This window comes from Leptospira sanjuanensis, from assembly GCF_022267375.1.
Lineage (GTDB): Bacteria > Spirochaetota > Leptospiria > Leptospirales > Leptospiraceae > Leptospira > Leptospira sanjuanensis.
In genome coordinates this window covers 3,574,378-3,596,264 of the sequence record NZ_JAIZBH010000001.1, presented here as the reverse complement: position 1 = coordinate 3,596,264, position 21,887 = coordinate 3,574,378, and the positions used below count along the sequence as shown (strand labels likewise).

Annotated in this window: 20 protein-coding genes and 1 pseudogene; 12 read left to right on the top strand and 9 right to left on the bottom strand. The window is 46.4% G+C overall.

The window, feature by feature from the left end:
* Positions 1-52 precede the first annotated feature (52 nt).
* Positions 53-388, top strand: a complete 336-nt coding sequence (locus LFX17_RS16300; RefSeq protein WP_238731174.1) for a rhodanese-like domain-containing protein — start codon at positions 53-55, stop codon at positions 386-388.
* Positions 389-702: 314 nt separating this feature from the next.
* Here LFX17_RS16300 and LFX17_RS16295 read toward each other — a convergent pair whose 3' ends face one another.
* A complete protein-coding gene (locus LFX17_RS16295) occupies positions 703-1,317 on the bottom strand; it encodes a TetR/AcrR family transcriptional regulator (RefSeq protein ID WP_255717836.1) in 615 nt (204 codons plus the stop codon).
* Between the two features lie 19 nt (positions 1,318-1,336).
* Positions 1,337-2,122 (bottom strand): acyl-CoA desaturase, encoded by a 786-nt coding sequence (locus LFX17_RS16290; RefSeq protein ID WP_238747344.1) that lies wholly within the window; start codon positions 2,120-2,122, stop codon positions 1,337-1,339.
* Between the two features lie 501 nt (positions 2,123-2,623).
* Here LFX17_RS16290 and LFX17_RS16285 point away from each other — a divergent pair.
* From LFX17_RS16285 to LFX17_RS16255, 7 genes are all read left to right on the top strand, one after another.
* On the top strand, positions 2,624-3,310 hold the full coding sequence (locus LFX17_RS16285; RefSeq protein WP_406600711.1) for an acetoacetate decarboxylase family protein: 687 nt from the start codon (positions 2,624-2,626) through the stop codon (positions 3,308-3,310).
* Positions 3,311-3,380: 70 nt separating this feature from the next.
* Positions 3,381-4,562, top strand: a complete 1,182-nt coding sequence (locus LFX17_RS16280) for an acetyl-CoA C-acetyltransferase (RefSeq protein ID WP_238731172.1) — start codon at positions 3,381-3,383, stop codon at positions 4,560-4,562.
* 482 nt (positions 4,563-5,044) lie between these two features.
* Positions 5,045-6,208 (top strand): acyl-CoA dehydrogenase family protein, encoded by a 1,164-nt coding sequence (locus LFX17_RS16275; RefSeq protein ID WP_238731171.1) that lies wholly within the window; start codon positions 5,045-5,047, stop codon positions 6,206-6,208.
* An 86-nt stretch (positions 6,209-6,294) separates the two neighbouring features.
* Complete coding sequence (gene trpE / locus LFX17_RS16270; protein ID WP_238747343.1) at positions 6,295-7,716, top strand: anthranilate synthase component I; 1,422 nt, start codon at positions 6,295-6,297, stop codon at positions 7,714-7,716.
* Entirely contained in the window at positions 7,716-8,294 is a 579-nt protein-coding gene (locus tag LFX17_RS16265) for an anthranilate synthase component II (protein WP_238731631.1), read from the top strand. Before trpE ends, LFX17_RS16265 begins: the two co-directional genes overlap by 1 nt.
* Positions 8,291-10,189 (top strand): ABC transporter ATP-binding protein, encoded by a 1,899-nt coding sequence (locus LFX17_RS16260; RefSeq protein WP_167450714.1) that lies wholly within the window; start codon positions 8,291-8,293, stop codon positions 10,187-10,189. Before LFX17_RS16265 ends, LFX17_RS16260 begins: the two co-directional genes overlap by 4 nt.
* Complete coding sequence (locus LFX17_RS16255) at positions 10,186-10,599, top strand: response regulator (RefSeq protein WP_238747342.1); 414 nt, start codon at positions 10,186-10,188, stop codon at positions 10,597-10,599. The genes LFX17_RS16260 and LFX17_RS16255 overlap by 4 nt, the downstream gene beginning before the upstream one ends.
* A 160-nt stretch (positions 10,600-10,759) precedes the next feature.
* Here the strand turns inward: LFX17_RS16255 and LFX17_RS16250 are convergent, their stop codons facing one another.
* Positions 10,760-12,199 carry a HEAT repeat domain-containing protein gene (locus tag LFX17_RS16250; RefSeq protein WP_238747341.1) on the bottom strand — a complete coding sequence of 480 codons (1,440 nt, stop codon included), beginning with the start codon at positions 12,197-12,199 and terminating at the stop codon, positions 10,760-10,762.
* A gap of 55 nt (positions 12,200-12,254) precedes the next feature.
* Here LFX17_RS16250 and hflX point away from each other — a divergent pair.
* Positions 12,255-14,122, top strand: a pseudogene (hflX, locus tag LFX17_RS16245) (GTPase HflX).
* Here the strand turns inward: hflX and LFX17_RS16240 are convergent.
* Genes LFX17_RS16240 through LFX17_RS16230 form a run of 3 tightly spaced genes read right to left on the bottom strand, consistent with a single transcriptional unit; the run spans position 14,086 to position 16,094 of the window.
* Positions 14,086-14,457: an STAS domain-containing protein gene (locus LFX17_RS16240; protein WP_238731163.1), complete on the bottom strand. Its 372-nt coding sequence runs from the start codon at positions 14,455-14,457 to the stop codon at positions 14,086-14,088. The pseudogene hflX and the gene LFX17_RS16240 sit on opposite strands and share 37 nt — an antisense overlap.
* 11 nt (positions 14,458-14,468) lie before the next feature.
* The gene (locus LFX17_RS16235; protein WP_238747338.1) at positions 14,469-14,792 is read right to left on the bottom strand and encodes a hypothetical protein; all 324 of its coding nucleotides are present in this window, start codon (positions 14,790-14,792) and stop codon (positions 14,469-14,471) included.
* Positions 14,793-14,804: 12 nt separating this feature from the next.
* Positions 14,805-16,094 (bottom strand): homoserine dehydrogenase, encoded by a 1,290-nt coding sequence (locus tag LFX17_RS16230; RefSeq protein ID WP_238747337.1) that lies wholly within the window; start codon positions 16,092-16,094, stop codon positions 14,805-14,807.
* A gap of 151 nt (positions 16,095-16,245) precedes the next feature.
* Between LFX17_RS16230 and LFX17_RS16225 the strand changes: the two genes are divergently transcribed.
* Positions 16,246-16,875 (top strand): LIC_10572 family protein, encoded by a 630-nt coding sequence (locus LFX17_RS16225; RefSeq protein WP_118964389.1) that lies wholly within the window; start codon positions 16,246-16,248, stop codon positions 16,873-16,875.
* Positions 16,876-16,888: 13 nt separating this feature from the next.
* Positions 16,889-18,157 carry an amidohydrolase family protein gene (locus tag LFX17_RS16220; RefSeq protein WP_238747336.1) on the top strand — a complete coding sequence of 423 codons (1,269 nt, stop codon included), beginning with the start codon at positions 16,889-16,891 and terminating at the stop codon, positions 18,155-18,157.
* Positions 18,158-18,182: 25 nt separating this feature from the next.
* Here LFX17_RS16220 and LFX17_RS16215 read toward each other — a convergent pair whose 3' ends face one another.
* Genes LFX17_RS16215 through cutA form a run of 3 tightly spaced genes read right to left on the bottom strand, consistent with a single transcriptional unit; the run spans position 18,183 to position 20,176 of the window.
* Positions 18,183-18,962: a GNAT family N-acetyltransferase gene (locus tag LFX17_RS16215; RefSeq protein ID WP_238747335.1), complete on the bottom strand. Its 780-nt coding sequence runs from the start codon at positions 18,960-18,962 to the stop codon at positions 18,183-18,185.
* Positions 18,963-18,999: 37 nt separating this feature from the next.
* Entirely contained in the window at positions 19,000-19,833 is an 834-nt protein-coding gene (locus LFX17_RS16210; RefSeq protein ID WP_118954884.1) for a patatin-like phospholipase family protein, read from the bottom strand.
* Between the two features lie 22 nt (positions 19,834-19,855).
* Positions 19,856-20,176 carry a divalent-cation tolerance protein CutA gene (cutA, locus tag LFX17_RS16205; RefSeq protein ID WP_238747334.1) on the bottom strand — a complete coding sequence of 107 codons (321 nt, stop codon included), beginning with the start codon at positions 20,174-20,176 and terminating at the stop codon, positions 19,856-19,858.
* Positions 20,177-20,293: 117 nt separating this feature from the next.
* Between cutA and LFX17_RS16200 the strand changes: the two genes are divergently transcribed.
* Positions 20,294-21,679 carry an OmpA family protein gene (locus LFX17_RS16200; protein ID WP_238747333.1) on the top strand — a complete coding sequence of 462 codons (1,386 nt, stop codon included), beginning with the start codon at positions 20,294-20,296 and terminating at the stop codon, positions 21,677-21,679.
* The last annotated feature ends 208 nt before the right edge of the window (positions 21,680-21,887 follow it).

Here is a 21,887-nt window from a genome sequence, read left to right as displayed (position 1 = left end):
CCGATCGATTTGTTGAAGTATATTTTATCTTTAAACTGGGGAAAACCGTCTTATGACACCGAAAGAATTAAAAACGAGATTGGATCTGAGAAAAGCGGGACAGGATTCGTTCTTTTTACTCGACGTAAGAAATCCGAACGAAGTGGAAATCTGTACGATCGAGGGAACCGATCTTTTAATCCCCGTTGCTGAACTTCCGAACCGCGTTGGCGAAATCAATCCTTGGAAAGAATCAGGTAAGGAAGTGATCGTCTATTGCCGTTCCGGCGGACGTTCGGGAATGGCCTGCGGAATTTTAAAACAATCCGGTTTTGCAAAGGTGCATAACGTGGAAGGCGGAATTCTTCTGTATTCAGACGAAGTCGATCCTTCTTTGGCGAAATACTGAATTTCCAATCCGAGTCGAAAGCTGGACTAAGGAAGAAGTATTAAAGAATTTTAAATTACGATCGCGGCAGCCAGTGCAGCGGAATCAATAAATCGTTGATTCGTGGGATTTCGATTTACGGAATCGTTTTCAATTCGTCGATCGGAGCATTCTGTTGCGACAGTCAGGAGCGACATTGAGTTTAAGCGCGGTCTTTGCGTTTTCCCTATGATTTTCGTTGAAATGATCGATTTGGAAAGAGCCGCCCGAAAAAAGATTTCAAGATCGAATCCGATCTAATAAAATGAGGCCGGTCGTTTTACGGAGATTGTCGTTTATTCGCCGAGAAGAATTCTACGGAAATATAAAAAGCCTTCATCCAACGGATCGTCTTTTCCGCCGCGGCGGCGTTTGAGCATATTCGTTAAATCTAATACCATCAAACCGTACATCCAACCCCACATCATTCTCGCAATGGCGGGATATTCCGCTTTCGGAAGTTTGAATTCGTGGCTCGCGCATCCGTTTCGGATCGTTTCCAAAAACACGCGATAGCTCGTGGGTAAACTAGGGAACGCTTTACGGTGCATGTGACCGTGAACGGTGTTGAACATCACCTTGTGAAGTTCCTTATTGTTCAATGAAAAATCCCAATACGCTCTCGCGATTCCGGCTAACTTTTCGAATGCGTTCTTACCGTTCCTTTGCGCGTTGCGGAGAAGCTGAGTGAGTTCGGTTTCTCCCTTTGCAATCAGAACTTGGATGATTTCCTCTTGGCTCTTAAAGTGAGAATAGGGACTTGCGACGCTGCAGTCCAATTTTTCGGCGATCTTTCTCATCGAAAGACCTTCGATTCCTTCTTCCTGTAGGATCTCCATCGCAACTTGTACGATGTTCTCCCGGTTTAGGCTGTTTCTGGATCTTCTTTTGTGTCGAACTGCAGTTGTCATCTTTGATTCTAAACTCGGATCAAGCCGCTTTGGAAACCGGAACCCTTCCCTGAGTCGTCCAAACGTCTCGTTTTATGTTTATGATCCCAACTTTATGCAACCCCTTCATGATCTGAAAGCAAAAATCCACTTCCCACCATTTATATGCGAAGTTCGGGGAAGTCGGGTGACCGTGATGATTGTTCTGATACAATTCTCCCATGGTCAAAACATCGATCGGTAACATATTCTTAGACTCGTCTTTTGTCTTAAAATGATTCCGATAGCCGTATTTATGTCCTCCCCAGTTCACGATTGCGCCGTGAATCGGCCCCATCAGCCAATGAATCGGGAGCAACAAATACCAAGCCCATTGTCCTTCCGGAACGAAAGCAATGTAGTAAAAGGCGTATAAAGAGCCGAATCCGATCCGAAACCACCAATTTTGACCGAGTAGATCGATCGATTTCCAGCGAGGAATAAAATCCCGTGTAAACTCGGGGTTTGCCGGAACTCTGTCATACGCGAAGTCGTCGTAGATTTTTTTCGTTTTGATCATCATATCGAACGCATTCTTGGAAAAATGGGGAGAATGCGGATCATCTTCCGTGTCGCTGTAAGAATGGTGCATTCGATGCAGAACCGCGTATCCGTATGGATTTAAGTAGGACGGCCCTTGTAGAACCATCGTTAAGAAATGGAAGAATCGCTCCCAGTTACGATTCATCGAGAACATCGCGTGAGCGGCGTATCTGTGTAAAAAGAAGGTTTGGGCGAAAACCGAACCGAACCAATGGACAAAAAATAAAATTAAAATAGGGACCATAAGGGGCCTCCTTTGTTTTTTCTCTTCAGTGAACAATGTTCATTATGACCAAAATAAACGAACGATGTTAATTAAGTAAAGAGAAAAAGGAAAAGAATTCCTACTTTCCAAAATTGGCTTTTTTTGAGGATTTGGAAGAAAAGACAAAACGGGTAGAATCGCCTTATTTTGAAGGTTTCTTTCTATTTTTAGGTGGCATCGGTGGTAGCAAAAAAGGCTGTAAAAAAGAAATCTGTGGGAACTCCTACTTCCAAATCCGCTTTGAAACGCGGTTCGGCCTCGAAGCCGGGTCGCTCGGAAAAACTCACCGAACACCTCTCTATGGATCGCTCGGAAAAACTCACCGAACACCTCTCTATGGATCGCTCGGAAAAACTCAGTATCTCGCTCCCTACGGGTCGCTCGATAGGTCGCTCGACGAGTCGGAACTCCGGCGCATCCGCGAAGGCCTCCGCAAAATCCGGCCCTGCTTTCAAAACGAACGGCAAAAACAACAACGTCATCCTTTCTCAAAAATCACAAATCGGTTCTTCCAAAGCGGGCAAGGGACAACACTTTCCTGCGCCTTGGGATTTAAAGGGAGAAGGATTTCTTTTTCCGCTTTGGGCCAAAAAAGATTACAACCGTGAGATGGGATTCTTTTCCGATGAAGATTCCAAACAATACAAGGGCGGCCTCGGTTCTCTGATGCTTGTGAACTACGAGACCAGTGATGTCGGACCTTATTACGAACTTCTTTATATTCCCGGAAACTTCGAATACAAGGACGAGTCCTACAAACGAATCACGAGAATTTTCGTTTCCAGTCAAAAGTCGGTGGAAGAGGGAATTCTCAACTGGGCGATTCCCAAAGAAAGAGCCGACTTCGTTTGGATGAAGGAAGGAAATCTTACGAAAATTTCCGCGTATCGAAACGGAAAAGAATTCTTTCGCGTTACGATCGCGACAAAAGGTTTTTCCTTTCCGGTTTCGACAAAAATTCTCCCGTACACCCTTTTGCAAAAATCTCCCGAAGGATATCTACAAACTCAGTTTATCGGTAAGGGCAAGGGAAGAATTGCGACCATCCAAGAGATTTGGAGCGACGAGGCGGTGTTCCCCGACGCGATCAAAGGCGGTATGTTCAAAACGGGAATTCATGCGAACCCCTTCGAGCTTGTGTTTCCCGTTGCGGGCAAGGTGAACTGAGATAGGAAACGGAATCGGCTGAAAGTAAACGCATTCAATATTTAGAATATTAGAGTTATTAGGAGTAATCATGGAAGAAGCGGTCATCCTGGACGGTATTAGAACCCCGTTCGGTAATTTTGGAGGAACTCTCAAGGACCTCAGTGCGGTGGATTTGGGAGTTTTGGCTTCGAAAGCAATCTTAGAAAAAACCGGAGTTTCTCCGGATGCGATCGGCGAATCGATTTTCGGAAACGTAATTCCGACCGGTAAGGAAGCGATTTATCTCGCTCGTCATATCGGTTTGAAAACCGGTCTTCCTCTCGCTGTTCCTGCGTTGACGTTGAACCGTCTTTGCGGCTCCGGTATGGAAGCGATCGTGCAGGCGGCTAAGAAGATTTATCTCGGAGATGCGGATGCGGTTCTGGCGGGCGGCGTAGAGTCGATGAGTAACGCGCCTTACGTTGTAAGAAACGCCCGTTGGGGAGTTCGTTACGGTTCCGCCGAATTCGAAGACACTCTCGAACAAGGTCTTACCGATCAGTATGTCGGTTTGATTATGGGTCAAACCGCGGAGAATCTTGCGGACCAATATAAAATCTCCAGACAAGAACAAGACGAGTGGGCGGCGACTTCTCAAACGCGTGCGGAAAAGGCTACGAACGAAGGCCGTTTGAAAGAGGAGATTCTCCCCGTTACGATCGGCGGTAAAAAACCGGTTACATTAGAAAAAGATGAATTTATCAAAGGCGCTGCGGGTGCGGAAAAGCTCGGAACCTTAAAAGCGGTTTTCCGCGAGGGTGGAACGGTCACCGCCGGAAACGCTTCCGGTTTGAACGACGGAGCCGCTGCGACGATCGTTACTTCCGCTTCTTATGCGAAGAAGCTCGGTAAAAAACCTCTCGCGATCATTCGCGGTTACGGTCACGCGGGCTGTGATCCTGCAAAGATGGGAATCGGTCCTGCGATCGCGATTCCTGCCGCCTTGAAAAAAGCTGGATTGAAACTTTCCGATATGAGTTTGGTCGAAGTCAATGAAGCGTTTGCGGCTCAGTATCTCGCGGTTCAAAAAGAACTCGGTCTGGATCCGGCGATCACCAACGTGAACGGCGGTGCGGTTGCGATCGGACATCCGCTCGGAGCGTCCGGCGCGAGAGTTACCATCACTTTGGCGTATGAGTTGAGAAGAAGAAAGGCGAAATACGGAGTGGCTTCTCTTTGTATCGGAGGCGGTCAGGGGATCGCTCTCGTTCTGGAAAATCCGGAAGCATAAGAGAATCGAACGGTTACGGTCGGGAAGAATTCTTCCTTACCGTTTCTTCCGAAAAGCCCGGGGTTTCCTCGGGCTTTTTTATTAGCATTTTCTGAAACGTTGTACCTCCTACATTTTCAAATTCGGTTTTGAAAACGGTTGGATTTCTCCCGAAAAGGGGATAACTTCAGGATAGAATCGAAGAAGGAAAGAATTCGAATTCATCCGGGGCTGCGGGTTGTAGTTCCTACAATTTCAAATAGAATTCTTAGGAGTTCCAACAGCGAATAGAAGCCTTCTTTCAAGTTCTACGAGGCATTTGGCTTTCGTACCTTCTTGACGGTAAAGGATTCCCTTCGAATCCTGCATACAGAGCTCTTCAATCCAGGTTCCAATACCGAATTCGAGGCTGTACCGGAAATGAGACACCGGCTATCGGCGATCCAGGCGGGATGCCCGGAACCATCGGACGAGTTCAATTTCGACCAAGGTGTGCTATTAAAATGGAATTTGCCCTTTCCAGCGAACAGAAAGAATTACGCGAACTCGCCCGAAAATTCGCAAAAGAGGAAATGCGTCCTCGCGCGGAACATCACGATCATACGGGAGAATATCCCATTGAAGTCCTAAAGAAAGCCTGGGAAATCGGGCTGATGAACATTCACATCGAACCTCGGTTCAACGGTTCGGGAATGGCGGAACTTGACGATGTTATCATCGGTGAAGAATTATTCTGGGGTTGTTCCGCAATGGCTACCGCAATCCTTGCAAACAATCTCGCGTTAGCTCCGGTTCTCTTAGGAGCGAGCGATCGAATCAAAAAAGAATTCGTTCAACCTATGACGGAAGAATTCAAACTCGCGGCTTATGCGGTAACGGAGCCCGGCGCGGGTTCGGACGTTGCCGCGATCCGCACCTCCGCAAAAAAAGTCGGGGACGAATACATCATCAACGGATCCAAAATGTGGATCACCAACGCCGGTTACGCGGATTGGTTTTTCGTTCTTACCAAAACCGATCCATCCGCAGGTCACAAAGGAATCACGGGATTTATTGTGGATGCCAAATCTCCCGGCATCATCATGGGAAAGAAAGAAATCAACATGGGACAGAAATGTTCCGACACACGAGGAATCACATTCGAAGACGTGAAAGTTCCCGCGTGGCAAATGGTAGGGCGCGAGGGAGAAGGTTTTAAAATTGCGATGGGCGCGTTCGACCACACTCGTCCCGGCGTCGCGATCGGAGCCGTCGGTGTCGCAAGAGCCGCGATGGAACATTCCATCAACTACGCGAACACACGCAATACGTTCGGTCGTCCGATCATGGACAACCAGGGAATTTCCTTTATGATCGCGGAAATGGCACGCGATATCGAAGCCGGAAGACTTCTTTGTTATCAAGCCGCTTGGATGATCGACAACGGGTTCAGAAACACCTATCAAGCCTCCATCGCGAAGATGTTCTGCGCCGATATGGCTATGAGAGTTTGTACGGACGCCGTTCAAGTTCTGGGCGGATACGGTTTTAACACAGAATATCCGGTTGAAAAATTAATGAGAGACGCTAAGATCTTCCAAATCTACGAAGGAACTTCGCAAATTCAAAGAATGATCGTTTCTCGTTTCCTCGCCGACGGAAAGGGAATCGAGGGACCGAACCTCTGAAAGACTATTCTCTCACATTCGAGGAATTTTCCGCGCAAGCCGAGCGCGGAAATTTAATCCCCGTTTTCAAACAGGTCTTTTTGGACATGGAGACCCCGGTCTCTCTGTTTGCAAAATGGGGATGTGAATCGTCAAAAAATTCTTTCCTGCTCGAATCCGTCGAAGGCGGTGAAAAGCTGGGGAGAAATTCCTTTCTTGGAAAATCGCCTTCCCGAATTTTGCAAGGAAAGAACGGCCTTTTTTATATCACCGTCGGCGACGAACCTGCGACCGAAATCATCACATACGATCCTTTAGTGCTTCTCGAAAATCTTCTCGGAGACGACGTTTACGTTCAGGATTATCGTTTGCCTCCGTTTGCGGGCGGCGCCGTGGGATTTTTGTCCTTCTCCGCGGTTCGTTATTACGAAAACATTCCCGATACAAAACCCGAGGATGAAAACGCGCCCGATTGTTACTTCGCGATCTGCGACGAACTTCTCGTGGTCGATCATATCGATCACGTTTTAAGAATCGTGGTCAACGCAAGAATCGGAGAATTCGCTTCCCTCAAAGAATGTTACGATAGCGTCCTCAAAAAAATCGATTTTATCGAAGAGGAAATCCGAAACGGAGTCATTCCGGACGAAATCAAAAATCCGAAAGCCGTCCACGGAACTTTACAATTAAATCCGAATATTCCGGATGAGGAATATAAGAAGAATGTCGAACGCGCCAAGGAATACATCAAGGCGGGCGATATCTTTCAAGTCGTTCCTTCTAGAAAACTCCAATTTAAGCCGGAGGTTTCTCCGTTTCAAATCTATCGCGGTTTAAGAACGGTCAATCCGAGTCCTTATATGTATTATCTGAAACTCGGTGAAATCACGATCGTGGGAAGTTCTCCCGAGATCATGGTAAAATACGCGGGCAATCAGACGTATTTGCGTCCGATCGCCGGAACTCGTCCTCGGGGTAAGAACGCGAGCGAGGATCAATATCTCGAAGAAAATCTTCTCGCGGATCCGAAGGAAATCGCGGAACATATCATGCTCGTCGATCTCGGACGCAACGATCTCGGAAGAGTTTGTATGCCGGGAAGCGTCCGCGTGAACGACTTCAAAGTCATCGAAAAATATTCTCACGTAATGCACATCGTAAGTCAATGTTCGGGAGAACTCGACGAGGAAAAAACCGTTTACGATCTGATCCGCGCGACTCTTCCCGCTGGAACGGTTTCGGGCGCTCCGAAAATCCGCGCGATGGAAATCATCGACGAATTGGAAACCACCCGCCGCGCGATCTATTCGGGCGCGCTCGGTTATATTTCTTTTTCCGGAGAAAGCGATCTCGCGATCATCATCCGCACGATCGTGTTCTACGGAGACACCGCATTCCTGCAAGCGGGCGGAGGAGTCGTGTATGATTCCGTCGCCGAATCGGAACTGGAAGAAACCAAAAACAAAATGGCCGCTCTTTTAAAAGCGGTGGAGTTTGCGAGAAACGGACTCAAAGGAGAATGGAAGTAATGCTTCTCCTCATCGACAATTACGATTCTTTCACATACAATCTCTATCAGTATTTCTGTCAGATCGGAAACGACGTCGAAGTTTATCGGAACGATAAAATCACGTTAAACGAAATCAACGAACTCAAACCGAAGGGAATCATTCTTTCTCCGGGTCCGGGTCGTCCCGAGGATTCCAAGGTTTGTCTGGACGTGATCCGAGAACTCGGCGGCAAACTTCCGATCTTCGGGGTTTGTCTCGGACATCAGGCGATCGGTCTCGTTCACGGCGGTAAAATCGTTTCCGCGCCATCGATCATGCACGGAAAGGTTTCTTTGATAGAACACGACGGTAAGGATATCTACAGAGGAATTCCTTCTCCCTTCGTTGCAACCCGTTATCATTCTCTCGTGATTCAACCCGAAAGTATGCCGAAAGAATTGGAAATCGCTTCCAAAACGCACGACGGCGTGATTATGGGAGTCCGTCACAAAACCAAAAAACATCTTTACGGAGTTCAATTTCATCCTGAATCCATCATGACCAGCGCCGGACTGGATCTGGTCAGAAACTTTTCCTCTATCGTTCAGGAGCTATGAAGTTTTTTTTCAGACTTCTATCGTATTCCGTACGTTATAAGTATCGATTCTCGCTCGGAATCGTTTTCGCATTATTGACCGCGATCTTAAACGCGGTCTCTTTAACGGCGCTCATCCCTTTATTCGATTCTCTCGGCAACGATAAACAAACCCGCTTTCAACTGCAGATGACCCTGCCCGAACAGAGAATTCTACTGAAACAAAAGGTATTCGGGGAAGAATCCTTGGACGGTCTCGAACGAACCAAACTTCTTTTGATCGACGCGAAAGAATGGGTCAACGGAAGAACGAAAGGTCTCGAACCGAAAGAAGTTGTTTGGGCGATCTGCATCATCGTGATGCCCTTGTATCTTCTCAAATTGATTACGTATTTATTATCCGTTTTCTGCATCGCAACCGCGGGTTACAAGGCGGTGAGGGACATACGACAGGAACTTTTCGAAAAGAATCAGCTTCTTCCTTTGACGTACTTCTTTAAGGAAAAGACCGGTCTGATGATGAGCCGTATCATCAACGACGTCGAAGTCGTGGCCGCGGTGATTTCAAGCAACTTCCGGGACGCTACGATCAACTTCTTTTACGTAGTCACACACTTAATGGTATTATTATATTTGAATACCGAGTTGTTGTTGATCGCCTGTCTTACGGTTCCTGTCATCATTCTCCCCGTAACCTTGTTCACGAGAAAAATCACCAAGTCCACAGCGAGATCCCAGGAAAAGATGGCCGATCTCAACGCGAACATCCAAGAGATGATTTCCGGAATCAAGGTGATCCGCGTTTTTAACTCGGAAACGTACGAACAGGAAAAGTTCGGTAAGATCAATCACAACGTCTACCGAAGAAACTTCAAAGGACAGTTTTATCTTCAGATCGCGCCTTCTCTCGTCGAATTGACCTCTTCGATCGTAGTTCTCGGTTTTTTTGCGGCGGGGGCGAGTTTGATCTACAACGGAAGATTCACGCAAGGGGAATTCATGGCCTTCTTGTTGACGCTTCTGTTCTTGCTCAGACCTCTGACGCAGCTTTCGCAGATGGTCGGAAAGATCACGCAGTCCATCGCCTCCGGAAAACGAATTTTCGAAATCATCGATTTGGAAACGGAAGACCACAGCGAAGAGAGCAAGGTCGCCGCTTCTCCCTTGTCACAGAGCATCGAATTTAAGAATTTATTTTTCTCTTATCCCGGGACCAATGCGGCCGTTTTAAAAGACATCAATCTGAAAGTGAAAAAGGGTGAAACGATCGCTCTGATCGGCGCGAGCGGTTGCGGCAAGTCGACGCTCATGGACTTGCTTCCGCGGTTTTTCGATCCGACCTCCGGTTCGATCGAGTTTGACGGAGTCGATGTGCGCGACATCAGTCTCGGCGATCTTCGTAAAAAGATAGGAATCGTTACTCAGGATATTTTTCTCTTTCACGGAACGGTCGCGGATAATATCGCCTATGGAAAACCGGGGGCGACCCGCAAGGACGTGATCCGCGCGGCGAGACTTGCGCACGCACACGATTTTATCAAACAGATGGATAAAGGATACGACAGTATTCTCGGAGTTCGAGGTTTGAATCTTTCCGGCGGACAAAGGCAACGTCTCGTGATCGCCCGCGCTTTGTTGCGCGACCCGGAAATCATGATCTTGGACGAAGCGACTTCCGCTCTCGACGTGGAATCGGAGCGACTCGTAAGCGACGCTCTCCGAAGATTGTACGCCAACAGAACCACATTCGTAATTGCTCATAGACTTTCCACGATCAAAGACATTCCCCGGATCATCGTTATGGACAACGGCAAGATCGTGGAAGAAGGAAATCACAATTCCTTATATGAGCAAAACGGAATTTACCGAAAACTTTCGGACAATCAATTTGCGGCTAATAACGGAGTATTACCATGAAAAAAAGCGTTTTGATCGTGGACGACAACGACCGCTACGCGAACAACCTCAAGGTTTGGTTTGAAAAAAAGGGATTCGAGACCGTGCGCGCGATCGACGCTGCCCAAGGTTGGGAAATTTATTCCAAAGATAAGAATCGGTTTCATACGATCGTGACGGATATCACGATGGAAACGCAAACGTCCGGCCTTTGGATGATCCGCAGGATTCACAAGGACGGGTATCAGGGAAACAAAATCATCGCGACCACCGGTTTCGATTTTCCCGGCGTGATGTTTTTTTCGGCTTCGATTCTTCCTTGGTTCGCTGGAATCGGCTGGATGGTTCCCAAGGTTCCTCTCAAGCAAGGAACGGTTGTGTTCCTTCCCACTGCGTTAAAAAGAAAAACGAACTTCGAATCCGTTCTTTAAACGGAGTAAGTCCGAACTTCGTATCAATCTGAAATCGAACAGAACGCTCGCAAAGGTCTACGCTCGCGGACGAAAGAAAGCACGCTTAAATTCTAAGTAAGTCGTGTTTAACCGTGTTTCTCTTGTTGATCCGGTTTTGTACATACCCGAAATTTTCGAGTCATTGTTCCGGAACCGGTTCGCCTTCTGCGGAAGGTTCTGCGTTCGTTCTGGACGGATCGGCGGCAGGATCGGTTTCTTCCATCTCCGAAGCGGGAGTGAATTTGTTTTCCTTTCTCCGATACTTTCCTTTGCCTTTCTTTTTCTCTTTCGGAGGAGCGATGATCGTTCTGATCTTTAAGTAAGGACCGAACACCCAGGATTGGAACGTTTCGTAATAACTTTCCGGATTCTTGGATTCAAGAAGAAGAAGGTAGTAATGATCTTCCGCGTATTTATCTCCGACCTTTTGTATAAAACGGCGATCGCTCTTCTTCAAAATCTTTCCGACTTCTCCCACGGTTAGGTTTCGCATCTTGCGGGATGTAGGATACGGATTTTCTTGCGAAAAACCGCCTTCTACTTGAACCGTTCCGAATTGATAAAAAGCCTTTCTCAGATAAAGCTGCGCCAAAACCCTTTGGGTCAATTCGTCCGAAGTGGAACTTTCTAATATTCTAATAAACGAATAGGTTCCGTAAAGGCTCGTGTTCTGGCCGATCGCCTCGATGATGTTGCGCACGAGTTCCGGTTTTGTTTCGAGGGTTTGTTCCAAAATTCTAAGCGACGCTCGGGTTTTATGAATTCCCAACGCTTCGATCGCGGTCTTTTGAAGTTCGGGATCTTCCGATTCCAAATACGTTTTAAAGAGTTTGAGGTCGTCGTTTACCTGAAACGCGGCCAAACCCAAGATGGAGGCCTTGACGATTTCGGTTCTGGAAGAACGGATTCCCTGGCGGATCAAAATGTCCCGCGCCGAAGGATCCTTGGTTTTACCCATTCCTCTCCAGGAGGAAAACTGAATGTCCGGATCGTTCGACTTGATTCCTCTGAAAAAATAATCCAAGGAAGAGGGAGAACCGATATCGGCTAACGCCTTGTAGGCGGCCTGTCTTACCGCTTCCCCGTCCCGTTCGATTACGTGGTGCAGCGTCTTTACTCCGCCTTTTCCCATTCTTCCGATGGCTAAAACCGCGGCGGCGCGCACTCTCGGAATCGAATGCGTGAGAGCGATCCGATCCAAAACCTTATAACGTTTTTCCGCTTCCGCGCGGAAGACGGTCAGAATTCCTTTTTTGAGGGAAAGATCGTAATCGATCTCTTGTCTTTCTTTCGGTGTGAGGTCCTTTCGTTTTCTTTTTTCATACGAAGAAACTCCGTCCGATTCCTCCGTAAGATTTCGCGGATCGTCCACGTTCAAACCGCCGGAAGAGTTTCCGTCCGTAGACGATTCTCCCGAACCCGGAGTTTCCGCGGAATCGTCCGGCGCGTCGACTTGTTTTGCGAGCCCGCCGTTTTGTTTCGAAATTGAAATCGATTCCGCTTTCAGACCGGAAAGACTCAAAGAAGAAAGAAGAACAACGTAAAACGATACGTTTCGAATTTTAAAAAATGAGGACATGGGCAGCCTTTGAACGATAAAAATTTTTCTTAAGGGTCTATTATAAGTTCGGTCGATTTTTCAGCTTTTTCACGCTTTTTTCCATGACAAGCATGATTTCCGAGAACACGAATGCTTGACGGAAACCTGCAAACCTGCTACGTTTTAGGTAAAAGGAGAATATTCTTTATTAGCAAGCTCAGCGGCAACCTCAACGGTCTCAAATCCAATCAAATCCAAAGATTGAAAAAAATTTCCGAGAAAAGAATCCGGGAAGATGTAATCGTTAGTCAAGAAATTTCACGCACTCTCTGCGAATTATCCTTAGAAATCAGTAAACAAATCGGAATTCTCATCGATCGATCGGGTTACGTTACTCATGTGTTAGTCGGATCGGACAATTCCATCGAGATCCCGTTTTTGGACCGCCTTCGTACGTCGGAAGCCAGGCTGCGCGGCCTAAGGCTTGTTCACACACATTTAAAGGGAGAATCTTTAAATCAGGAAGATTTGACCGACTTGGCGTTGCTTCGTTTGGACTATATCACCGCGATCGTAATGGATTCTTCCGGAAATCCGAACGGGTATTACTCGGCGCACGTAAATCCGGAATCGGAAGACGAGCTTTGGACCGTTCTCCCCAAACAATATCCGGGTCAGCTAAAAGAAGGAATCATCGAAGAAATCTTGGACATCGAGTCCATGTTGTCTCGTTCGAGAAGAAATCTCAAGGATGCGCAAAAAGAAAACCGAGCTTTCTTAGTCGGCGTATATCCCGAAAGAACGACCGGCAGACATCCAAACCTTTCCATGGAAGAATTAAAGGAACTCTGTAGAACCGCGGAGGTTCACGTGGTCGATACGTTTATGCAGAGAAAGAATCGTCTCGATCCTTCCACCGTTCTCGGAAAAGGAAAGCTGGAAGAAATCATCCTCAAAGCGATTCAGAAACACGTGGAACTTCTCGTGTTCGATTTGGAACTCACTCCTTCCCAAGCGAAGAAGATTTCGGACATCGCGGACATTAAGGTCATCGATCGTACTCAGTTGATTCTCGATATCTTTGCGAGAAACGCGAAGAGCCGAGACGGTAAACTGCAGGTCGAATTGGCTCAGTTGAAATATCTCAAAGGACGCCTAACGGAGTTGGACGACAACATGTCGCGCTTGACCGGGGGAATCGGAGGAAGAGGGCCGGGGGAAACGAAACTCGAGATCGGAAAACGGAGAGTAGAGGAACGGATCACAAGACTCGAAGTGGAACTCAAATCCCTTAAAAAAAGAAGGGAAATCAATCGGAGACAAAGAAAGAAAAACGAACTTCCGGTTGTGGGCATCGTGGGTTATACGAACGCCGGAAAATCCACTTTGTTGAACGCGTTGACCAACAGCGAAGTCCTTTCCGAAAACAAGTTGTTCGCGACTCTCGATCCGACTACGCGAAGAATCCGCTTTCCGGAAGAAAGAGAAATCATCATCTCCGACACGGTGGGATTTATCCACGATCTTCCTCCCGAACTTTCCAACGCGTTCAAAGCGACCTTGGAGGAATTGGGGGATTCGGACCTTTTGATTCACGTCGTGGACGTTTCCAATCCGGATTATAAACTGCAAATGGAAGCCGTGGAAAAGATTCTGGAAGAATTAGAACTTTCTCATATACCGATGATTCAGGTTTTCAACAAGATCGATAACCTCGAAACGTTCAAGACTTGGGCCGGGGCAAACGAAGATTCGAACGGATACAAAAAATCCTCCCGGCCTTCGATCAATCACGGACCGGGTTTGGAAGCGATCGCCGATTTAAAAGAGGATCTGGGAATCGATCTTCATTCGGATACGGTTCTCGTATCCGCATACAGGGGATGGGGTTTAAAGACTTTATTGGATCTTCTGGAAGAAAGAATTTACGCGAAAGCCTTCTTTGCCTCGTCCACGGAATGATAGATCTCGACCTTTTTCGGAAGTTCCATCAGACGAATCACGTTTTCCAAAAAGTGATTCAATCCTCCGATCACGATCTTGCCGGAATGCTGATCCACTGTTTTGATCAAGGTAAGAATCGTAGCCACGCCGACGCTGTTGATGTATTCGAGCGCTGAAAGATCGAGGATGATATTGTAGACTTCTTCCTCGAAGATAAAATGAATTTTACGGGAAATCTCGAACGAATTGGAGTTCGTCACCTTGCCGTTAAACACGACGAGCTGGACGTCCTTATTGGGGAGACTCGTTTTTGTAGTCTCAATATACAATGAATCGAATTCTACTCTCGCCATGAAAATTCCTTTTATCGTTCCGGGTAAAGTTTCCCGTCTTTGTATTTCAGTCGGACTTTCTCGCCCTCTTGAAAAGTATCGGCATCATACCGACCTTTTAAAACAACTTGAATCTTTCCTTTTCCAGGAATCTCACCTTCATATTCCAGGTAGTTCCTTCTATGAGAACGTTTTTTTTCAAATTCCACTACGCGCCCTTTCAGAAAATCGTCCAGATTTACATCGGAAGTCCCGAAAGTCAAAAGATTCTCCTCTTGGCCCGGATCTAGGAATAAGTCCAGATGTTTCCCATTCTCCTCCGAATGCAAAGACAAAGTGAATTCTTTCCATTCCACAGGACGGAATTCTCAGAGCTTATCTTCCAATCGGATCGCAACCGAAGAGTGTCGAATCAAGGAAAGTCCGTCGATGATCTTCAACGATTTCTTGATATTCTCCTCCGTTGCCGGATGCGTAATAACAACAACTTCCACAGGTTCTTTTTCAGCTTCGTTTTGTCTCACGGAAGAAATAGAAATTCCGTGATCACCCAATACCTTGGAAATTTCGGAAAGTACTCCGGGCAAATCCACGGTGGTAAATCGGAGATAGTAACGAACCAGGGAACCGTTGGCTTCCGAGATCGTCGCTTGCGGAAAAAGATTCTTTTCCGGTGCGATTCCCTTGTTTCTTCTCGCTCCGTAATACAGAATATCGGAAACGACGGAAGAAGCCGTCGGTAGCGAACCCGCTCCTTTCCCCACGAACATTCCCGGACCGGCATACGCGGTCTGATAATAAACCGCATTCATCTCGTTCATGATATTCGCGAACGGATGTTTTACGGGAATCATCACGGGTTGAACTCGGGCTTCGATCTTATTCGACAACTTCCGCACCAGCCCCAGAAGTTTAATTCTGTAACCGAGTTCGCTCGCAAATTGAATATCCAATCCGCTGATCTTTGTTATACCTTCGATTTGTACGCTCTGTAAAGGAATTTTTTCGGCGAACGCCAAACTTCCTAAAATGCTGATTTTGTGAGCCGTATCGATTCCTTCCACGTCGAAGGTGGGATCTTTTTCCGCAAAACCTAAGTCTTGTGCGATACGCAACGCTTCCGAATAATCCAGGTGTTCCAACTCCATCTTGGAAAGAATAAAATTCGTAGTTCCGTTTAATATGCCGTATAAGGAAAGAAAGGAATCGGAACCCAGTCCCGATTTGATGGAACGTATGACCGGAATGGCCCCCGCGACGGAAGCTTCCATTCCGATTTCCAAACCTTGTTCGTGAGCTAAAGAGAATAACTCGTCCCCTCTTTGAGAGAGAAGGGCTTTGTTTGCGGTGATCACCGTTTTGCCGTTCTTTAACGCGTCTTTTACGATGGAGTACGCAATGTCGGTTCCGCCAACGAGTTCCAGAATCATATCGATTTCCGGATCGGAGATCATTTTTTGATAATCGGATTCTAATTTACAATTCGGAAAGTTTTGAAGTTCCTTTCTGATTTTTTCCGGTGAACGTGTACAGATCGAAGAGAGGATCAATTCCAATCCGAACTTCTCCCGATACGAGGCGCTTTCCTTTTTAAGAATTTCTAAAACCCCCGATCCGACGGTTCCTGCTCCGATCAATCCAATGCGAATGCGTTCCATGGTTTACCATCTTCGAAATTTGCGGGGAAGATTCACTTCATTTTCAAAGGAAAAGCGTTGTTCCTCAACGGATCGAAATTTTAATTTACAACTTTTCATTTCTCTGGTACGAATCAAAGATAAGTCGTTAAATTCAACAACACAGGTCCAAATGGCAAACAAAAGAAGGCCTCCCCGAAAGAAACATAATTCAAATCAAAAAGGTTCGGGAGGAAACGAGAGGAATCGGGAAAACGCCGAATCCAACCGCGGCGGCAATGAACAGAGAGAAGGAAATCGAAGACATTCTCACCAGCAGCGCCAACAACACGGAAAGAATTTTCAAAGAAATCAAGAGTTCCATCGCAAGAGTCAAGAACTTGCAATGGAAAAAAGCGCCGAGCCTAAAGTCAGACCTCCCCGCGAAGGAGGCAAACTCGTAATCCGCATCATCCTTACGGGATGTATTCTGCTCTTGGGAATTTTCAGTTATTTCATCTGCGAAAACTATCACACGAAAACTCCCGTTTACGGCAAACGCGGCTGGGACGATACGTTCCATCGATCCGCGACTTGGGCCGAAGCGAAAGAGATCTGCGACGAAAAGGCGAAACGTCTTCCGGGTAAAGATCAGCTCAAAACCTTCAGCAAACGCGCCGATCAGAAACTGAAAAACGCGGGAGTGTTCTGGTCTTCCAGCCAAGACGGTGAAACCGGTTATTACTTTTCGGTTAACTTAAAAGACGGGATGGAAACGAGCAGCCTCGGAACGATGAAATACAACGTGATCTGCGTTAAGTGAAACAGCGCTTTTCATGATTCGTAAAATCTCCGGCAGAATCGTAACACACGAACGAGAGTTCGACGGAACGGTGGAATGGGATCCTGAAACCGGATGGATTTCGTCCGTTCGCGAAGGATTGGAGTTCGACGTCACCGAAGAACAAACGAAGGAAGAAGCGTGGTTTGATCCGAACCAAACCGTGATCTTTCCGGGGTTCGGCGACATTCATATCCACGCAAGAGAGGACGAAAGCGGCAAACATACTTACAAAGAGGATTTTCTATCCGCGAGCGCAGCCGCGATCAACGGGGGAGTTGTTCACGTCGCCGATATGCCGAACAACCCGATTCCTCCGGTGGATGAAAATTCATATTCAAAAAAACGCAAGTTAGCCGATCGTTCTCCGATTCACATCACGTTGTATGCCGGGATCGGACCGGACACGAAACCTCTTTCCGAGTCCGTTCCCTACAAAGTTTTTATGGGACCGAGCATCGGAGAATTGTTTTTTCATAACAATCAAACTCTGGAAGATACGATCCGCAACTATGCGGGACAGAATATCAGCTTTCACTGCGAAGATCCGGAAATTCTCGAAAAACATCAGGACGAAAAATTCCACGAAGACAGAAGACCGGCGGAAGCGGAAACGATGGCGACCGACTTCGCTTTGTATCTGATCGAAAAATATAATCTTCGCGGAAAACTCTGTCATTATTCCACGGGCGACGGTTTGAACAAAATCAAAGCCGCAAAACAAAAGGGCGTTAAGATCACCTGCGAAGTCACTCCCACGCATTTGTTCTTCGACAAGTCCATGTTGACTCCCGAAAACCGGCTTTGGTTTCAGATGAATCCTCCGCTTCGCGAAAAGGAAGACCGCGAAAGAATGCTGCAAGGCGTCAAAGAAGGTTGGATCGATTATCTAGCGACCGATCACGCTCCGCACAGCATCGAAGAAAAACAAAAAGGAACGAGCGGGATTTCTCAACTCGATACGTATTCACTTTTTGTAACATGGTTGATTTTGGACGCGGGCGTGGATCGGAAAACGATCGCAAAAATCTGCTCTAAAAATCCGGGAGACTTTGTGAACGAATATCTCCCTCCCAAATTCGGTAAAGGTTTCGGGAGAATCGAACCGGGTTATTCGGCGAACTTCACCGTGTTGAATTTGAAACGACCGAAAACGTTCTTAAAAGAGGAAATCAAAAGTAAATCGGGTTGGTCGCCTTTTGAGAATTTTACGTTTCCCGGTTCGATCGAAGCGGTTTTCTTTTTAGGCAATCGGATCAAATAAACACGTCAGAACGCATTAAAGTTTTCTAATGGATTTGAGTTCTACCCCAATGACGCAGGATCGTAGAATCTTGAAAACCGAATCGTTCGTAAATTCCTTGTCCCATCTTGGTCGCGTGAAGAATGATAAATCCGGAAAATTCCTTTCGGATTTCCCGTAAGATTTGATCCACTAGAACGGACGCAAAACCGAAACCGCGATGCGCTCCGTCCGTCGTAATCGAATACAAACCGAAGGATTCTCCGTCGAAATAGCTCATTCCGGTCGTAACCATCGTTCCGTTTACGAAACCTCCGTAGAGTTGAAAACCTTCGCGTCCGATCAGTTTTAAGTAGAGGTTTTCCCGATCGTCGGATTCGAAGGATGAATTTACGATCCTCAGCCAAGTTTTGAGTTCGTCCGCGTCGGCAATCAATCGCACATCCACGACTTCTTTTTTTGGAATGCTCTCGGTCCGCGAAGTTCGATTTTGATTCGGCGAAACCGGATTTCCCTTTAGAAACATTCCCACTTGTTCGTTGCAGGAATCGTAACCCAGTTTTTTGATCGCGGATTCGTGATTTCGTGTATTCAAAAAATCTAAAATATCGGGGTTGTGACCCTTGCTTCTAAGATCTCCGATTTCTTCGGTCAATTCGGAATCGGAAAACTTTCCCTTGAGGATGATTCTCGTAAACCAGTGTGAATCGGGGTTCGAATAGAAATCGAAACTTTTGTAGTTCAGGATCGGCGCGCCCATCAAATCCGAAAGTGTGCGGTGAAGATTGACGTAGTTTTCGGTGATTTCAACGACTTTCGGATTCATCTTGTTAGGCGATCGGATCTCGTGCGGATTGCGCGTTTTATGCGGATGCGAGGATCTTCTTTTTCCAATGATGAGCGCTTTTTCTACCTTCTTCCAACGCTTCTCTTCCGTGTTTGAGGCGATCGGCATCGATATAAGGAGTTACGGTTTCCACGCGTAATATTTGTTTTTTATAATGTTTCGCGAGAAGTTCCTTCAGTTCCCTCGTTTCGTTTTCGATGATCTGAACGGAAGAATGAAACGCGCGCAGCATTGCCCGTTCGGAATGGCCTTTTTTTGTCCGAACGCTGTGGACGACGATCTTCTTGATCGACTTATCCAAAATCAATTCCTTAATCGGTTCCTGATCGGCGACACCTCCGTCGATGAATTCCTCTTCTCCCAATTTTTGAATTTCGAATAGGAATGGAAACGTCATCGAAGCGAGGATTTGATCGATCAGATCTCCTTTCGTTTTGAGTTCGCGGATTTGTTTTGTGAGGTTGGAAACGGAAACTCCCATTGGAACGGGGAGATCTTCGATCTTCTTATGACCTAAATGCGGTTTTAATAATTCTTTGATTTTTTTTCCGGAAAGAATTCCGGAATAATTTTTGAGTCCTTTGCGGATCGGCTTTACGATATTCGTGATCAGATTTCCTTCCCAGAAATCCTTTTTTTTCAAGTTTAGAATCAGATCGGTCATCGTTTCGACAGGAACTCCGGCCGCAACGAGGGAGCCGATGAGAGCGCCTGAGCTGCAACCCGTGATTTTAACGGGATGAAATCCGATTTCGGAAAGTCCTTTGGCGAAACCCGCGTGCGCGTAAAAGCCGAAAAAAGCGGAGTTAAAAGTAAGGGCCGTATATTTTTGTTTAACGTGGATCTGCACTATATAACCTTTTTTGAATCTGTTATTCCGAAATCACTTCGCCGAACAACCACGTAAAGTAATCGCGGTTTCCTTCCAAAAGCGGAAGACTAACCACACATGGAACAGAATAACTGTGTAAGGATTTAATTCGAAGAGTGAGTTCGGTCATCAATTCGCTTTTCGTTTTTAGGATTAGAACGGTTTCGTTATCCACGACGAGTTTCTTTTCCCAGTGATAAACCGACTTCATCTTGGGAAGAATGTTCGCACAAGCGGCCAATCGTTCTTCGACTAAGGTTTTTCCGATTTTAAGGGCTTCTTTTTCGTTCTTTGCGGTGACGTAAACGAGTCTCGCTTCCATAGAATTCTCCCGAAACGAATCGGGACTCCGATTTTAATTTTCGTCCGAATGGCGTATTTTTCGGAAAGTTTTTTACACTTTCCTTATGTTTTCCTAAAATCTTACGAAATTAAAACTATGGGGAAACTTCCGCACAGACATTCGAAATCCGAAAACTTCTCCGGAGGTTTCCTCTCGACGACGTTTCGTATCGCCGTTCTAATTTTGTTTTTTGATTCCTTGTCTCTTGCCTCCGAAGAACCGGAAAAGATTCTTTTTCGATGGAAGTTGGTTCCCGGCGAGAACGTCGAGTTAAACGAATATCATCGCGTTCAATTGGTAAGTCAGGGAAGAAAAATCAAACGAGAGGATAAGAATCGAATTCTTTTACAAACTCTTTCGTGCGAGAACAAGGCTTGTATGCTCGAAGGATTTTTCGACACATACACACGTTTCCCCGAAGTCGATCCTGCGTTTCGAAAAGACAAAACGTTCAAGAGCAGATTTCAAATCACCGAACTCGGTCAATACCGCGTGCCTCAGGAATACAGCATGCCCAATCTGCGTTCGCTTCCGAGTTTTTCCGAAAAGCCGGTTGTAATCGGGGAAGAATGGACGCAACCCGCTACGGAAAGTTTTCAATTTCCGGGCGGAAGAGTAATGATCACGGTTCTTGCAAAATATAAGTATCACGGAATCGACGAGTGGGCGTTTCAAAAACTTTCAGGCAAAGGAGATCGGATCGAATACAATTATACGTTATTCTATGATTCTCAAACGAATCAGGAAGGAGTTCCGTTTAAAATTTACGGGTTCGCGAGGGGGATGGTGTTCTTCGACCGCGAACAAGGACTTCCCCAATACAAACGGGTCCAACTCGCGTATACGTTCGTTTATGCGAACGGTATGGCTCAGGAAATGTCCTTCGATATTCACGGAGTATATAATAAAAACGTAAAATTAACCGATAACGATAAGGACAAATTCGCCGAAGAGATCCGCAAGATTCTGAAAAGCGAACTTCCAACCGGAATCGAATCGAACGGTGATCCGCAACGAAACGGCAAAAAGCCCCCCCGTAATACTCTGCAATGGCCCGAGGAAGAGGAGAATCGCGCGAGGCCGGAAAACGAAAAACCTTCCGGACCGCCGGTGGAGATTCGCAGGACGGAAGAGGGCATCGCCATTTCGTTGAATTCGGTTCTATTCGATTACGACAGTTCCGAGTTGAAGGAAGAGGCAAAGAAAGAAATAGAAAGAATCGCGTCCGTTCTCAAAAAATACGGCGACCGTGAAATACGGATCAGCGGGCATACGGACAATTCGGGCGGGGAAGAATACAACCGGAAACTTTCCAGAGAACGAGCGCTTTCCGTTCTGAAAGAACTCCGGGACAAACAGGGTCTTGAGGAAAAAAGAATGTCCTATGAGGGATACGGAAAGTCGAAACCGATCGCGGATAATTCCACGGTTCAAGGCAGACAAAAAAATCGCCGAGTCGATATAACGATCGTGATGGAGTGATCGTAAAACTCGGACGTTCGATCGAACGAGATTTTTTAGGATTCGTTTTAATCTTGATGTAAGAAACTTTCACCTAACATTAAAAAAGTGAAATATTCTTCCAAGTTCTTCCTTTCCGCCGAATCGAGGTTCGATCAATTATTTTTATTTCCGTTTAATATTGATTGCCAAACGAAGGATTTCTTCTATCAAAGGGCTGGCGGCAAAT

Excerpts from the sequence above, each read along its gene's own strand:
- LFX17_RS16275 (WP_238731171.1), top strand. The coding sequence starts at position 5,045 with ATGGAATTTGCCCTTTCCAGCGAACAGAAAGAATTACGCGAACTCGCC.
- cutA (WP_238747334.1), bottom strand. The coding sequence starts at position 20,176 with ATGGAAGCGAGACTCGTTTACGTCACCGCAAAGAACGAAAAAGAAGCC.
- LFX17_RS16200 (WP_238747333.1), top strand. The coding sequence starts at position 20,294 with ATGGGGAAACTTCCGCACAGACATTCGAAATCCGAAAACTTCTCCGGA.
- LFX17_RS16255 (WP_238747342.1), top strand. The coding sequence starts at position 10,186 with ATGAAAAAAAGCGTTTTGATCGTGGACGACAACGACCGCTACGCGAAC.
- LFX17_RS16215 (WP_238747335.1), bottom strand. The coding sequence starts at position 18,962 with ATGAATCCGAAAGTCGTTGAAATCACCGAAAACTACGTCAATCTTCAC.
- LFX17_RS16230 (WP_238747337.1), bottom strand. The coding sequence starts at position 16,094 with ATGGAACGCATTCGCATTGGATTGATCGGAGCAGGAACCGTCGGATCG.
- LFX17_RS16300 (WP_238731174.1), top strand. The coding sequence starts at position 53 with ATGACACCGAAAGAATTAAAAACGAGATTGGATCTGAGAAAAGCGGGA.
- LFX17_RS16260 (WP_167450714.1), top strand. The coding sequence starts at position 8,291 with ATGAAGTTTTTTTTCAGACTTCTATCGTATTCCGTACGTTATAAGTAT.
- LFX17_RS16265 (WP_238731631.1), top strand. The coding sequence starts at position 7,716 with ATGCTTCTCCTCATCGACAATTACGATTCTTTCACATACAATCTCTAT.
- trpE (WP_238747343.1), top strand. The coding sequence starts at position 6,295 with ATGGAGACCCCGGTCTCTCTGTTTGCAAAATGGGGATGTGAATCGTCA.
- LFX17_RS16250 (WP_238747341.1), bottom strand. The coding sequence starts at position 12,199 with ATGTCCTCATTTTTTAAAATTCGAAACGTATCGTTTTACGTTGTTCTT.
- LFX17_RS16240 (WP_238731163.1), bottom strand. The coding sequence starts at position 14,457 with ATGGCGAGAGTAGAATTCGATTCATTGTATATTGAGACTACAAAAACG.
- LFX17_RS16290 (WP_238747344.1), bottom strand. The coding sequence starts at position 2,122 with ATGGTCCCTATTTTAATTTTATTTTTTGTCCATTGGTTCGGTTCGGTT.
- LFX17_RS16220 (WP_238747336.1), top strand. The coding sequence starts at position 16,889 with ATGATTCGTAAAATCTCCGGCAGAATCGTAACACACGAACGAGAGTTC.
- LFX17_RS16225 (WP_118964389.1), top strand. The coding sequence starts at position 16,246 with ATGGCAAACAAAAGAAGGCCTCCCCGAAAGAAACATAATTCAAATCAA.
- LFX17_RS16280 (WP_238731172.1), top strand. The coding sequence starts at position 3,381 with ATGGAAGAAGCGGTCATCCTGGACGGTATTAGAACCCCGTTCGGTAAT.
- LFX17_RS16295 (WP_255717836.1), bottom strand. The coding sequence starts at position 1,317 with ATGACAACTGCAGTTCGACACAAAAGAAGATCCAGAAACAGCCTAAAC.